This is a genomic window from Streptomyces sp. NPDC041796 (assembly GCF_055590785.1).
On the sequence record NZ_JBVJAH010000018.1, the window covers coordinates 60,899 to 73,559 of the forward strand.

13 protein-coding genes and 1 other RNA gene are annotated in these 12,661 nt (G+C 73.3%); 7 read left to right on the forward strand and 7 right to left on the reverse strand.

Going from position 1 to position 12,661, the window contains the following annotated elements; translation table 11 throughout:
* Positions 1-346 precede the first annotated feature (346 nt).
* The gene (locus ACZ6C1_RS29845) at positions 347-1,729 is read left to right on the forward strand and encodes a tyrosine-type recombinase/integrase (RefSeq protein ID WP_469245048.1); all 1,383 of its coding nucleotides are present in this window, start codon (positions 347-349) and stop codon (positions 1,727-1,729) included.
* 24 nt (positions 1,730-1,753) lie between these two features.
* On the opposite strand, the gene rnpB is transcribed toward ACZ6C1_RS29845, so the two are convergent.
* Positions 1,754-2,155: RNase P RNA component class A (gene rnpB / locus ACZ6C1_RS29850), an RNA gene on the reverse strand.
* 76 nt (positions 2,156-2,231) lie between these two features.
* Here rnpB and ACZ6C1_RS29855 point away from each other — a divergent pair.
* Entirely contained in the window at positions 2,232-3,008 is a 777-nt protein-coding gene (locus ACZ6C1_RS29855) for a MerR family transcriptional regulator (protein ID WP_469245050.1), read from the forward strand.
* Complete coding sequence (locus tag ACZ6C1_RS29860) at positions 3,005-3,823, forward strand: hypothetical protein (RefSeq protein WP_469245052.1); 819 nt, start codon at positions 3,005-3,007, stop codon at positions 3,821-3,823. Before ACZ6C1_RS29855 ends, ACZ6C1_RS29860 begins: the two co-directional genes overlap by 4 nt.
* Here the strand turns inward: ACZ6C1_RS29860 and ACZ6C1_RS29865 are convergent.
* Positions 3,774-5,216, reverse strand: a complete 1,443-nt coding sequence (locus tag ACZ6C1_RS29865; RefSeq protein WP_469245054.1) for an RNB domain-containing ribonuclease — start codon at positions 5,214-5,216, stop codon at positions 3,774-3,776. The two genes, ACZ6C1_RS29860 and ACZ6C1_RS29865, sit on opposite strands and share 50 nt — an antisense overlap.
* A 110-nt stretch (positions 5,217-5,326) precedes the next feature.
* Between ACZ6C1_RS29865 and yaaA the strand changes: the two genes are divergently transcribed.
* Together yaaA and eda are read left to right on the forward strand one after the other, a co-directional pair.
* Positions 5,327-6,091 (forward strand): peroxide stress protein YaaA, encoded by a 765-nt coding sequence (gene yaaA / locus ACZ6C1_RS29870; RefSeq protein WP_469245056.1) that lies wholly within the window; start codon positions 5,327-5,329, stop codon positions 6,089-6,091.
* Between the two features lie 72 nt (positions 6,092-6,163).
* Positions 6,164-6,829 (forward strand): bifunctional 4-hydroxy-2-oxoglutarate aldolase/2-dehydro-3-deoxy-phosphogluconate aldolase, encoded by a 666-nt coding sequence (gene eda / locus ACZ6C1_RS29875; protein ID WP_469245057.1) that lies wholly within the window; start codon positions 6,164-6,166, stop codon positions 6,827-6,829.
* Here eda and ACZ6C1_RS29880 read toward each other — a convergent pair.
* Genes ACZ6C1_RS29880 through ACZ6C1_RS29900 form a run of 5 tightly spaced genes read right to left on the reverse strand, consistent with a single transcriptional unit; the run spans position 6,819 to position 10,878 of the window.
* The gene (locus tag ACZ6C1_RS29880) at positions 6,819-6,983 is read right to left on the reverse strand and encodes a hypothetical protein (protein WP_469245058.1); all 165 of its coding nucleotides are present in this window, start codon (positions 6,981-6,983) and stop codon (positions 6,819-6,821) included. The two genes, eda and ACZ6C1_RS29880, sit on opposite strands and share 11 nt — an antisense overlap.
* Position 6,984: 1 nt before the next feature.
* Positions 6,985-7,827, reverse strand: a complete 843-nt coding sequence (locus ACZ6C1_RS29885; RefSeq protein ID WP_469245059.1) for a GNAT family N-acetyltransferase — start codon at positions 7,825-7,827, stop codon at positions 6,985-6,987.
* A gap of 8 nt (positions 7,828-7,835) precedes the next feature.
* Positions 7,836-9,323, reverse strand: a complete 1,488-nt coding sequence (locus ACZ6C1_RS29890; RefSeq protein WP_469245060.1) for a bifunctional RNase H/acid phosphatase — start codon at positions 9,321-9,323, stop codon at positions 7,836-7,838.
* A complete protein-coding gene (locus tag ACZ6C1_RS29895) occupies positions 9,323-10,066 on the reverse strand; it encodes a zinc ribbon domain-containing protein (RefSeq protein WP_469245176.1) in 744 nt (247 codons plus the stop codon). The genes ACZ6C1_RS29890 and ACZ6C1_RS29895 overlap by 1 nt, the downstream gene beginning before the upstream one ends.
* The gene (locus ACZ6C1_RS29900) at positions 10,063-10,878 is read right to left on the reverse strand and encodes a Nif3-like dinuclear metal center hexameric protein (RefSeq protein WP_469245062.1); all 816 of its coding nucleotides are present in this window, start codon (positions 10,876-10,878) and stop codon (positions 10,063-10,065) included. The genes ACZ6C1_RS29895 and ACZ6C1_RS29900 overlap by 4 nt, the downstream gene beginning before the upstream one ends.
* Positions 10,879-11,148: 270 nt before the next feature.
* On the opposite strand from ACZ6C1_RS29900, the gene ACZ6C1_RS29905 reads away from it, so the two are divergent.
* A complete protein-coding gene (locus tag ACZ6C1_RS29905; RefSeq protein ID WP_469245064.1) occupies positions 11,149-12,336 on the forward strand; it encodes a hypothetical protein in 1,188 nt (395 codons plus the stop codon).
* Positions 12,337-12,385: 49 nt separating this feature from the next.
* Entirely contained in the window at positions 12,386-12,538 is a 153-nt protein-coding gene (locus ACZ6C1_RS29910; RefSeq protein ID WP_198943984.1) for a hypothetical protein, read from the forward strand.
* Positions 12,539-12,661 lie beyond the last annotated feature (123 nt).

Consider the following 12,661-nt stretch of genomic DNA (forward strand, 5'->3'; position numbering starts at 1 on the left):
GAATCGAATCTGCCGAAGGCCGTTGTGGCTCGCTCTCAGTGAGCGTATGGTTCCGGATCCGAACACTTTCGCCTCAGGGGACCCCCATCACCCTGCCTTCCCCACGGGGGTGGATTCGTGCTGTCTGTGCGTTACGTACTGGAGGATCTCCCGGAAGACGAACCCGTAGTCGTCCGCGAAGGCCGGGGCCGCATCGAGTTTGAACTGTGCCGCGGCCTGTTCGTCCCTGAGGGTGTCGCTGCGCTCAACTCGGCCACCGCGCAAGTCATCGCTGGGGGACAGTGGTTCCAGTTGTGGCGGGGCGAAGTCGTGTCGCTCTGCTCGCCGGAGTTTAGGGGACTGCCGTATGCCGGGATACATCGAGGATCGCTGGTTCAGGAAGGGGCCCGTCGATCCTGAGACGGGCAAGCCGACCCGGGAGAAGACGGACCGATACGGCAAGGGCAAGCGGTGGCGGGTCGCCGGCATCCCCGGCGTCCGCGACCGCAGCTTCGAGAAGCTTGAGGGTCCCGACGGAGCGAAGAAGTGGCTGAAGGACTCGGCCACCGACACTTCCCGTGGGGCCTTCTACGATCCGCGCGACGGCAACATGCTGCTCGACGAGTACGTGCGGCAGCACTGGTGGCCCAACCTGCGCAAGCCGCCTGGCACCAAGCAGTCGATGAAGCCGCGGGTCTTCAACCACATCCTGCCGCACGTGGGCCACATGCCGCTGAACCGGATCGGGCATGACGAGATCCGCGCCTGGCTGACCAGAGTTGAGCAGGACATCGACGTGAACACGGTGCGCACCACGTGGCGCCACTTCTCCTCGATCATGCAGGCCGCACACAAGGCCAAGCGAATCCCCGAGAACCCGTTTCGAGACGAGGATCTGTCACCGCCGTCTGCCCCCGAGTCGAAGGCCAAGGCCTGGCCGCAGGAGACCGTGGCCGCCGTGCGGCAGCAGCTGGGACCTCGCTACGGGATCCTCCTCGACCTGGGCGTGGCGGCCGGGCTGAGGCAGGGCGAGTGCTTCGGCTTCTCCCCCGACGACATCGACGGAGAGGAGATCCACGTGGTGCGGCAGGTCGTCCGGGTGGGCGGCAAGCTGGCGTTCGCTCCCCCGAAGGGCAACAAGACTCGAGTGGCGCCGTGCCCGCCGGAGCTGGCCCGGGCCGTCAAGGAGTACGCGAACGCGTTCCCCACTGTCGAGGTAACGCTGCCCTGGATCGACCCCGACAGGCCGAACCTGGACTGGGAGAAGCGGCCCAAGCGGACAGTACGGATCCTTGTGACCACTGTCCGAACCAAGGGTGTGAGCGGCGGGGCGATGAACCGCACCTACTTCGATGACCGCCTGTGGAAGCCGGCCCTGGCCGCAGCGGGGGTCATTGAGCAGCCGGAGGTCGAGTACATCCAGGGCAAGGGAAAGAAGCCGTGGCGGCGGGTGTCCTGGGAGATGCCGCGCGAGGACGGATTCCATGTCACGCGGCACACCTTCGCTAGCGTGGTACTGGCTGCGGGTGAGACGATTACTCAGCTGGCTGCATGGCTCGGGCACAGCGACCCCGCGTTCACGCTGAGGACTTACGTGCACTTCATGCCGAAGTCTGGTCGGCGGGCGCTCGCGGCGCTAGGGGCCTGGATGGCCACCGGCAGCATTCCCGCTCCCCGTGAAGCTCCGGACGCTGCGGATTCTCCCCAGATTCTCCCCAGCGAGCTGGTCGATCAAGGAAATCCGAGCTAAGCGCCAGGTCAGAGGCTTACGAGGCAGACGAGTCGGGCTGTACGCCGGGTTCTGTGCCCCGGGACCTCGCGGTCGTCGGGGCGACGGCCATCCATCTAGGACCGGCGTTGCCGCCGGCCTCGTGCGGTCTACCCGCGGACTCGGGCGGGCAGCCCTCATGCGTCCGCGCAGGGACACCGAGGTGTCCCCTCTTGACCTTGCTCCGGGTGGGGTTTACCTAGCTGCCCAGGTCACCCTGGGCACTGGTGGTCTCTTACACCACCGTTTCACCCTTACCGAGGACCGAGGTCCCCGGCGGTCTGTTTTCTGTGGCACTGTCCCGCGGGTCACCCCGGGTGGCCGTTAGCCACCACCCTGCCCTGTGGAGCCCGGACGTTCCTCGGGAAGATCCCCGAAGGGTCTCCACGCGGCCGTCCGCCCGGCTCGTCTGCCGTGTCGACCATGGTACCCGTACAGGAGCCGCGGTTGACCTTGTCGCAGCGTCAACGTTTCTACTGGCCTCATGCGGATCGGAGAGATCGCCGCCCTCGTGGGCATCACGGCACGGGCGGTACGCCATTACCACCACCTCGGGCTGCTGCCGGAGCCCCGGCGGCTGGCCAACGGGTACCGGGACTACACGCTGCGCGACGCCGTGCTGCTGGCGCGGATCAGGCGGCTGACCGAGCTGGGGCTCGGGCTGGACGAGGTGCGGGACGTGCTGGCGGACGACGCCGGGCGGGAGCTCGTCGACGTACTGGAGGAGCTGGACGCCGACCTTGCGCGGCAGCAGCGGGAGATCGGTGCGCGGCGGGAGCGGCTCGGGATGCTGCTGGAGCGGGCGCGGGCGGGGCGGTTGCCCGTCGAGGGGCCGGTGTCGCCGGGGCTGGCGGAGCTGTTCGGGGACATGGCCAGGGCCTCGGCCGGGCTCCCGGGGCCGGAGCCGGCGATGGCCGCGCGGGACCGGGAGATGCTCGCGCTGCTGGAGACGGTGGTGCCGGAGGAGGAGGGTGCCAGGTTGACGGAGGCCATGCGGGCGGTGACGCGGGAGCCCGGTGCGATGGAGCGGGCGTACGAGGTGTACGCGCGGCTCGACGCGCTCGTGGACGCGGCGGCCGACGACGTACGGGTGGAGGAGACCGCGCGGGCGCTGGCCGGGCTGCTGCCGGACGAGGTGGTGCCCGACGACATGGGTGACCTGGAAGGCGGACCGGCCGCGGTGTTCTTCGCGGACCTCTCGGCCGCCCAGGCCGAGGCCGTCCGGCGGGCGCTGCGGATCGCCGCGGAGCGTGCGCGGTGAGGCGGGTGGTGCGGGGTGCGGCGTACGCGTTGCTGCCCGCGGAGACGGTGCTCGCCGTGTGCCTGGTCGCGGGGGTGCGGATACCGGGCGCCGTGGTGGCGGGGGCGGAGGTCGCGGTCGTCGCCCTGCTGGGCGCGGAGGTTCTGCTGTACGTACGGCTGCGGCGTCAGGGGCTCGGCCGCCGGGCGGCGGTGCACGAGCTGGTTCCTGAGCCGGTCGTCCGGCTCGTGGGGCATGAGCTGCGGCTGATGGTGAGCCTGGTGCGGTGGGTGGCGCGGCGGCCCCAGGGGGCCGGGCGGGCGGGTGTCCGGGCGTTCGGGCACGCGCGGGACCAGGCCGCGTACCTGTACGGGTTCGCGTTCGTCTGCGTGGTGGAGACGGTCGGCATGTCGTACCTGCTGGCGTCGTGGCCGGTCGTCCACGGTGTGGTCCTGGTGCTGGACGTGTACACCGTGCTGTTCGTGCTCGGGCTGCACGCGGCGTCCGTGACCCGTCCGCACCTGCTGGACGGCGACGCGTTGCGGGTGCGGCAGGGAGCGCACGTGGATGTGGTGATCCCGCTGGAGCGGATCGCCGCCGTACGTCACGAGCTGCTGTTCTCGCACGAGAAGGAGGAGGGGGTGCTGAACATGTCCGTCGCCTCGCAGACGTCCGTCACCATCGAACTGAACGAGCCGGTCACCGCCGTGCGGCTGCTGGGGCAGCGGTACCGGGTACGGCTGGTGCGCTGTCACGCCGATGAGGCGCGCACCTTGGTGGCCGCTGTCAGGCAGGCGCGAACAGTGCCTTCGCCCGCCCCGGATCCGCTTGGGTGAGCCGTACGCGCAGCCGCTCCCCCAGCGAGAGCGGTCGCGTGCCGCCCTCGACACGGGCCACGACCGCCGGCTCCTCCAGGTGGACGGTGCCGATCTCCGGGTCCCGGTCGTGCACATCGACGACGTACGCCTCGAAGACCTCCCCCACCCGGTCCTTGAGCAGCGCGGCCTCCACGATGTCGACGCACTCGCGCTCGACGGTGTTGGCCCGGCGTGCCCCCTCCGCCATCCGTTGCGGCAGGGAGGGCAGGGCCGCCCGTACCCATTCCGGGGGTTCCTCGCCCCCGACGGCGGCCACGCACAGCTCACCGGCGTACCGGTCGACGAGGCGGCGCAGCGGGGCCGTGCAGTGCGTGTACTCGTCGGCGACGGCGGCGTGGACGGCCGGCACGGGGGTGTCGCCGTCGGTGAAGACGGTGTAGCCGGCGCCGCGCAGAAGGGTGGTGCAGTCCTGGAGGAAGGCCGCGTGGCGGGTGTCGTGCGGGTCGAGGGAGCGGATGAGGGCCGCGTAGGAGATGTGGTGCGGCCAGCCGATGCCGAGGGCCTTGGCGGACCGCCGCAGCCGGGCGACGGCACCGTCGGGGGCGGTGGGGAGGGTGCGGAGGATGCCGGTGCCGGAGGCGGTCATCAGGTCGGCGGCCGCCGTGCCGGTGAGCAGGGAGATCTGGGCGTTCCAGGCGTCGACGGGGCGGGGGGCGCGGTACTCCAGGCGGTAGGAGCCGTCGTGCTCGACGATCTCCTGCTCGGGGACGTTGAGCGAGATGCCACCGCGTTCGACCTCCAGGCGCCGGCGGAGGGTGCCGATTTCGCGGAGCAGGGCGAGCGGTTCCTCCGCGGTGCCGTCGTCGAGTTGCCGCTGGACGCCCGCGTAGTCGAGCCGTGAGCGGCTGCGGACGAGGGCGCGCTGTACGTCGGTGGCGACGGGGCGGCCGTCCGCGTCGAGGTCGATGCGCCAGAGCAGGGCGGGGGCGGTCTGCCCGGGGAGGAGGCTGGCCGCGCCCTCGGAGATGACGGCGGGGTGCAGCGGGATGCGGCCGTCGGGGAAGTAGAGCGTCTGGACCCGCCGGTGGGCCTCGTCGTCGACCGCGCCGCCGGGGGTGACGAAGGCGGTGACGTCGGCGATGGCGTAGTGGACGCGGTAGCCGCGGTCGCCACGGCGTGCGAGGTGCATGGCCTGGTCGAGGTCGGTGGAACCGGGCGGGTCGATGGTGAAGAAGGGGATGTCGGTCGCGTCGCGCGCCGGGAGGCGCGGGGCCTTGGCGGCGGCCTCCGCCTCGGCGAGGGCGGCGGGCGGGAAGGTGTCGGGGACGTCGAGCCTGGTACGCAGCGCGCGCAGGGCCGCCCGCAGGGGCGCCTCGGCCGCGCCGGTCACACGTATCTGGCGGCGGGGCATGGGTCGAGCCTATGGCGCGGGGCACCGGGCGGCACGTCGTGGGGCTGTGCGCTTTGTACGCTGGCGCGGGGCCGCATCCCCGTTTTCGTACGTACTGAAGGAGAACCACCGTGCTCGTGCTGTTGCCGCCCTCGGAAGGAAAGGCCGCATCGGGGAGCGGCGCACCGCTGGAGCCGGGTTCCCTGTCCCTGCCGGGGCTCGCCGCGGCGCGGGCGGCCGTGCTGGAGGAGCTGGTGGAGCTGTGCGCCGCCGACGAGGAGAAGGCGCGGGAGGTCCTGGGGCTGAGCGAGGGGCTGCGCGGCGAGGTGGCGAAGAACGCCGGGCTGCGGACGGCGGGTGCGCAGCCCGCCGGCGAGGTCTACACCGGTGTGCTGTACGACGCGCTGGGGCTGGCGACGCTGGACGCGGCGGCACGGGAGCGGGCGCACGCGTCGCTGCTGGTGTTCTCCGGCCTCTGGGGCGCGGTGCGGGTGGACGACCGGATCCCGTCGTACCGCTGCTCGATGGGCGTGAAGCTGCCGGGGCTGGGTGCGCTGGGGGCGTACTGGCGTACGCCGATGGCGTCGGTCATGCCCGAGGCGGCCGGGGACGGGCTGGTCCTGGACCTGCGGTCGGCGGCGTACGCGACGGCGTGGCGGCCGAAGGGCGAGGTCGCGGCGCGGACGGCGACGGTGCGGGTGCTGCACGCGCCGACGCGGAAGGTGGTCAGCCACTTCAACAAGGCCACCAAGGGGCGGATCGTGCGGAGCCTGCTGGAGGCGGGCGCGGCGCCAGGGTCGCCGGGTGAGCTGGTGGAGGCGCTGAGGGACCTGGGGTACGAGGTGGAGACGCCGGCGGCGGGGAAGCTGGACGTGCTGGTGGACGAGATCCACTGAGCCCGCCGCCCGCTCGTTGCACCACATGCAACGATCGTTGCGGGTGATGTGACACCTGGGCAGGATGGGCGCATGACTTCCGCCCCGTCCGTGCTGGGTCATGCCGCCGTCCTGCCCGTCGTGGTGATCGAGGACGCCGCCGACGCCGTACCGCTGGCACGCGCGCTGGTCGCGGGCGGGCTTCCGGCGATCGAGGTGACGCTGCGGACACCGGCCGCGCTCGACGCCGTCCGGGCGATCGCGGCCGACGTCCCGGACGCCGTGGTGGGCGCGGGCACCGTCCTGTCGGCATGCGCGGCGGCGGACGCCGTGGGAGCGGGGGCGCGGTTCCTGGTGAGCCCCGGCTGGACGGGCGGGCTGCTGGACGCCATGGAGGCGTCGGGCGTGCCGTTCCTGCCGGGCGTCTCGACGGCCTCGGAGGTCGTGGCGCTGCTGGAGCGGGGGGTGCGCGAGATGAAGTTCTTCCCGGCGGAGGCGGCGGGCGGCACCGCCTACCTGAAGTCGCTGGCCGGCCCCCTGCCGCAGGCCCGGTTCTGCCCGACGGGCGGTATCTCGCCCGCGACCGCGCCCGGGTACCTCGCCCTGCCGAACGTCGGCTGCGTGGGCGGTACCTGGATGCTGCCGGGCGACGCACTGGCGGCGCGGGACTGGGCGCGGGTGGAAGCCCTGGCGCGGGAGGCGTCGGCGCTACGGGGTGGCACGCGCCCGGTCCGGACACGACACGGCGCTACGGGGTGAGCGCCTCCAGGAGCCACGCGAAAACTCCGATGCCCGCGACGGCGGCCACGATGAACACGATGGTGAGGGCGAAGACCGGCAGTGCCAGGGCCAGCAGCGCGAGGGAACGGCCCCGGGCCGCCTCCGCCTCGTGGTCGTCTTCCGGGACGGTCACGTCAGACGAACCCGACATCGATGTGGTCGGCCACCGGGCGGTAGCCGAGGCGCTGGTAGAGCGCGGTGCTAGTGGTGTTGGCGACATCGGCGAACAGCAGCACCTGCTGGGCGCCGGCGTCCTGGGCGGCGCGGCTGACGGCGGCGGTGACCGCCCCGGCGAAGCCACGGCCGCGCAGCCCGGGGGGCGTGTAGACGGGCGCGATACGGGACTGCCCGGCGACGGGCGGGGAGTGCGCGGCCATCGAGACGGGCCGGCCGCCGGTCTCCCAGACGTACAGCCCGCCCTGGGCGACGCGGCGCTCGGCGTGCGCCGTGCGGTCGGTGGCCGGGGGCACACCGATGTCGGCGGCGAAGGCACTCGTCCAAGCGGCGACGAGCGGTACGTCGTCACCGGTGGCCCGCCGAGCGGCGCCCGGTGGGGCGGGGCGGGGCGGCGTGAGGTCGCCGAGCCGGAACAGCCGGCTGCGGCGGGTGACCGCCCAGGACGCGCCCGGCGCCGTCCATGCCTCGGCGAACGCCCGCGCGGGGCCCTCGCCGCCCTTCACGCCCTCGACGGTCGTGCCGCGCAGGGCCTCGGCGAGCTGCCGGGCCGCCTCGTCCGGCATCGGTCCCAGCAGCGGGGCCCTGGGCGGGGTGTGGACGACCACCGCCTCGACGGGCCCGCCGGCGGTACGGCGCCACGAGCCGAACCGGACGTCCTCGGGCCCCAGTGCCCCGGGGCCGTGGCGCCGCACCGTCTCCGCGACGGTGAGCGGCACGGTGTGGCCGGCCGGGTCGGTTTCGAGGCACGGGCCCGCCGCGCGGAGGAACTCCTCGACGTCGTGGGTGAGTTCCCATCCCATGGCTGCGCTCAGCGGAGGTGGGACGTGTCGTTCAGGAGGCGGACCGAGGCGTTGCCGTCCTTGTAGTACGCCACCGCCGACAGCGAGGCGGCGGACAGCTCCATGCGGAACAGGGACTCCGGCGGGGCGCCCAGGGCCAGCCGGACCAGCGTCTTGATGGGCGTGACGTGCGTGACCAGCAGGACGGTACGGCCCGCGTGGCGGGCGGTGAGCTGGTCGCGGGTCGCCGCCACCCGGCGTGCGACGGCCGCGAAGGACTCGCCGCCGCCCGTGGGCGCGGCCTTCGGGGAGGCCAGCCAGGCGTCCAGGTCGTCCGGGTACCGCTCCCGGACCTCCGCGAACGTCAGGCCCTCCCAGGCGCCGAAGTCCGTCTCCCGGAGGCCGTCCTCGATCCGGACCTCCAGGCCGAGGCGGGCAGCGACCGTCGCGGCGGTCTGCCGGCACCGGGCCAGCGGGGAGGAGACGACCTCCTGGACCGTGCCGCGCGCCGCCAGGACGGCCGCGACCGCGTCCGCCTGCCGCCGGCCCACCGGGGACAGGTCGGGGTCGCTTCCACCGCTGCCCGAGAAACGCTTCTCGGGCGTCAGCGCGGTCTCGCCGTGCCGCAGCAGCACGAACGTGGCCGGCGCCCCGAGGTCCGCCGCGGCAGCCCAGCCGACGGGCGGGGCGGCGGTCGCCACGCTCGCCGCGGTCCGGCTCGCGGCAGCGGCGACGCCCACCTCGCTGAGCGCGTCACCCCCGGCGGGTGCGGTGCGGGCGGATGCGGTGCGGGCGGGTGCGGTGCGGGCGGGTGAGGTGCCGGCAGATGCGGTGCTGACGGGTGCCGCACCGGCGGATGCGGTACCGGCATGTCCGGTGCCGGCGGCCGGGGCGGCCGGTGCGGTGCCGGCGGGTCCGGTACCGGCATGTCCGGTACCGGCGGTCGTGGCAGCCGGTACCGTGCCGGCGAGCGCCGCGCGGGCCTTCGCGGCGCCCGCCGCCGCGTCGCCGACCACGCGGGCCGCGCCCGCGTCCAGGGCGCCCGGGCGGGCGGGCGCGCCCAGGGACGCCGTCGACGTGGACGGCTGCCACTGCCTGCCGCGCTTACCGGCGTCCATCGCCTCGTTGGCGAGCCGGTCCGCGTGCTTGTTCCGCTCGCGCGGGATCCACTCGTACGTCACCTGCGACGGCGGGAAGATCCGTGCCGCCTCCGCCGCCAGCGGCTTCATGTCCGGGTGCTTGATCTTCCAGCGCCCCGACATCTGCTCGACCACCAGCTTGGAGTCCATCCGGACCCGGATCGTCGCGTCGGGCGCCAGCTCCCGCGCCGCCTTCAGACCCGCCACCAGGCCCTTGTACTCGGCGACGTTGTTCGTGGCGACGCCGATGTACTCGGCCGCCTCCACCAACGGCTCCCCCGACACCGGGTCCAGGACCACCGCCCCGTACCCCGCCGGCCCCGGGTTCCCCCGGGAGCCGCCGTCGGCCTCGACGATCAGTTCCCGCACGGCAGTCATTACAGGCCCGACTCCGACGTACGCACCAGGATGCGGCGGCAGTTCTCGCACCGTACGACCGTGTCGGGCGCCGCCGCCCGCACGTCGTTGACCTCGGTGATGTTCAGCTCGATGTGGCAGCCCTCGCAGCGGCGCTGGTACAGGCGCGCCGCACCGACCCCGCCCTGCTGCTCGCGGATCTTCTCGTACAGCTTCATCAGGTCGGCCGGGACGGAGCCGGCCACGAGCTCGCGCTCCTTGGCGACGGACGCCGCCTCGCTGTCCAGCTCCTGCGTCGCGGCGTCCCGCCGGGCCACCGCGTCGTCGACCTTGGCCTGGACGGAGGAGACCCGCTCGGTCAGCTCGGCCACGCGCTCCTGCGCGGACTCACGGCGCTCCATGACCTCCAGGACGATGTCCTCCAGGTCGCCCTGGCGCTTGGCCAGCGAGACGATCTCCTTCTGGAGGTTCTCCAGGTCCTTCGGGGACGTGATCGCCCCGGAGTCCAGCCGCTGCTGGTCGCGGACGGCACGCTGGCGCACCTGGTCGACGTCCTGCTCCGCCTTGGTCTGCTCGCGGGCGCAGTCGCTCTCCTCGGTCTGCGCGGCGACGAGCAGGTCGCGCAGCTGGGTGAGGTCCTTGTTCAGCGACTCGATCTCGGCGTGCTCGGGCAGGGACTTGCGCTTGTGGGCGAGCTGCGACAGGCGTACGTCGAGGGACTGGACGTCGAGGAGTCGGATCTGGTCGGCGGGCGCGGCGTTCAGTTGGGGGCTCCAGAAGAAGAGTGGTGGGACCACGGGTCGGTGACCGTCTTCGACACATGGACCCGCAGGTCCCAGCCGTAGCGGTCGGAAATCTCGTCGAGCTGGGCTGCGGCCAGCTCGCACCAGGGCCACTCGGTGGCCCAGTGTGCGGCGTCGACCAGCCCCAGCGGTGAGTGCTGGGTCGCCTCGGAGGCCGGGTGGTGGCGCAGGTCGGCGGTGAGGAACGCGTCCACGCCCGCCGCGCGCACGGCGTCGAACAGGCTGTCGCCCGAGCCGCCGCTGACGGCGACGGTACGGACGATGGCGTCGGGATCGCCCGCGACGCGGATGCCCTGCGCGGTGGCGGGCAGCCGCCTGGCCGCGCGGTCGGCGAACTCGCGCAGGGTCTCGGGCGGCTCGACCTCGCAGATCCGGCCGAGGCCGTTCTCGGGTACGAGGGGCCCGGTGACGCGCAGGTCGAGGGCGCCGGCGAGGGCGTCGGAGACGCCGGGGTCGGCGGTGTCGGCGTTGGTGTGCGCGACGTGCAGCGCGATGTCGTTCTTGATGAGCGTGTGGACGACACGGCCCTTGAAGTGGCCGGCCGCTACGGTCGTCGTACCGCGCAGATAGAGCGGGTGGTGCGTGACGATCAGGTCGGCGCCGAGCGCGATCGCCTCGTCGGCGATCTCCTGTACGGGGTCGACGGCGAACAGGACGCGCGTGACCCCGGCGTCGGGGTCGCCGCAGACCGTGCCGACGGCGTCCCACTGTTCGGCCCGCTCGGGCGGCCAGAGGGCGTCGAGCTCGGCGATGACTTCAGACAGACGGGGCACGGAGGAAAGGCTACCTGCCCCGCGCTCGGCCTCCTGCCCCGCGCTCGCCCTCGCGCCGGGCGGGCGCCCCCCTCCGGCGGGGCCGGTGAGGGGGCGTTTCGCGCGTGGTCCGGCGGCGTCGGTGGGGGCGCGGCGGGGCCCGGCAGCACACCCAGATCCTCTTTCTCAGGAGAATCCGGACATCGCCACCCTTATAGGTGAAGCGTGGAAGCAGCCGTTGTTCGGCTGGAAGTGCGAAAACTACGTTCAGTCGCCGGAGGTGACGAATCGATGACAGCCTGTGCCATCGAGACGGCCGCGGAGGACGACGGCGCGGTATCGCGTGCGGGTTTCACGATCGCGGCGAACGGCGCCTACGCGGCGCGGCTTGCGGGTGGCGGCGAGGCACTGTTTCCGGAGCGGTGGACGCTGGACGGGCCGGAGCCGTACGCGGTGCCCCTTCCCGCCGCACAGCCCGAGGACCCGCACGCACAGGTGCTTCCGCTGGTGGACGGGCGGGTGCTGATCGGGCGCCGGACGGGTGGGCGGTACGTCTTCTCGCTGCTGTATCCGACGGGGCCGCGGACCGGTGAACTGCCGCTGGGAGCCGTCGAGTCCGTGTCGCTGCGGCTGCTGCCGCCGTCGCCGGACGGGGCGTGCGCCTACGCGCTGGCGGTCGGGGAGCACTCGACGGGCGTCTGGCTGGTGGCGGGCGGGACGCGGGGTGGCCCCGAGCACGTGGCCGAGATCGGGGGGCGCTGTTCGGGCGGGGCGTGGCTGGACCGTGCGGGCAGGATGCTCGCGCTGGACCGGCGGCCGGCCGGGGGCGGGCCGGTCAAGGCGGTCGCCGTCGACCTGGAGCGGGGCGGCGAGGTGACCCCGCTGCTGCAGATCGCGGAGACCAGCGACGACCGGGTGCTGCTCGCGGATCCGGACAGCGGGCTGCTGCTGATCCGGTCCGACGCGCCGTCGCCGGGTCACCACCGGCTGGGGTGGGGGGTACTGGGCAGCACGCTGCCGGTGCGTTTTCCGGAGTGCCTGCGGCTCCCGGACGCCGCGGTGACACCGTTCGCGGTACAGCCGGGGCAGACGCTGACCCCCGAGGCGTGCGCCGTGGCGCTGCGGATCGACGCGGCGGCGGGAAGCTGGGTGGGGATGTGGCGGCCGGCGGGGCGCCGGCTGCACCAACTGCCCGCGCCGCACGGCTGGCTGGCGGGGGCGGGGCTGTGGACCCACGACGGGGTGCTGCGGTTGCCGTACGCGACCCGGGCGGTGCCGTGCGGCCTGGCGCGGGTGGAGGCGGCGCGGGTGGAGGGCGAGGCGGGGGTGGCGGAGGAGCCCGTACCGCATCCGGCCACACAATCGGCACAATCGGAATGCGCTGGTGGGGAACCATCCGAGCGCGCGCTGACTCCTGGTGTGTGCAAGCCGGTGCCGTTGCAGCAGGCACCGCTCACCGGCCGCACAGCCCGCGGATAGACTCTCGGGCCGCAACGTCGTCAGCGATCATTACGGGGTGACTTCCCACATGTCTGAAGCCAGCACCGACACGACCCACGGGCGACCGCAGGGGGACGCCGGTGGCTCCGGAAAGCACCGAGGGGGCGCGGCGTCGACGGAGGACCTGTCGACCCAGCCGCACGGCCGTCACCGCAAGGACCCGCACAACAGCGCGGCCTGACGGTACGACCGACCTGAAGGGGCCGGTCCGGGGAGGATCCCCCGGGCCGGCCCCTTCGCCGTACGAGGCGGTGGACGCGGTGGGACAGGTGGACGCGATGGGACATGTGGAGGCGGTGCGCGG

Bases quoted from the DNA above. Each gene is read 5' to 3' on its own strand.
- ACZ6C1_RS29845 (WP_469245048.1), top strand. From the start codon at position 347: ATGCCGGGATACATCGAGGATCGCTGGTTCAGGAAGGGGCCCGTCGAT.
- ACZ6C1_RS29855 (WP_469245050.1), top strand. From the start codon at position 2,232: ATGCGGATCGGAGAGATCGCCGCCCTCGTGGGCATCACGGCACGGGCG.
- ACZ6C1_RS29865 (WP_469245054.1), bottom strand. From the start codon at position 5,216: ATGCCCCGCCGCCAGATACGTGTGACCGGCGCGGCCGAGGCGCCCCTG.
- eda (WP_469245057.1), top strand. From the start codon at position 6,164: ATGACTTCCGCCCCGTCCGTGCTGGGTCATGCCGCCGTCCTGCCCGTC.
- ACZ6C1_RS29885 (WP_469245059.1), bottom strand. From the start codon at position 7,827: ATGGGATGGGAACTCACCCACGACGTCGAGGAGTTCCTCCGCGCGGCG.
- ACZ6C1_RS29890 (WP_469245060.1), bottom strand. From the start codon at position 9,323: ATGACTGCCGTGCGGGAACTGATCGTCGAGGCCGACGGCGGCTCCCGG.
- ACZ6C1_RS29905 (WP_469245064.1), top strand. From the start codon at position 11,149: ATGACAGCCTGTGCCATCGAGACGGCCGCGGAGGACGACGGCGCGGTA.
- ACZ6C1_RS29910 (WP_198943984.1), top strand. From the start codon at position 12,386: ATGTCTGAAGCCAGCACCGACACGACCCACGGGCGACCGCAGGGGGAC.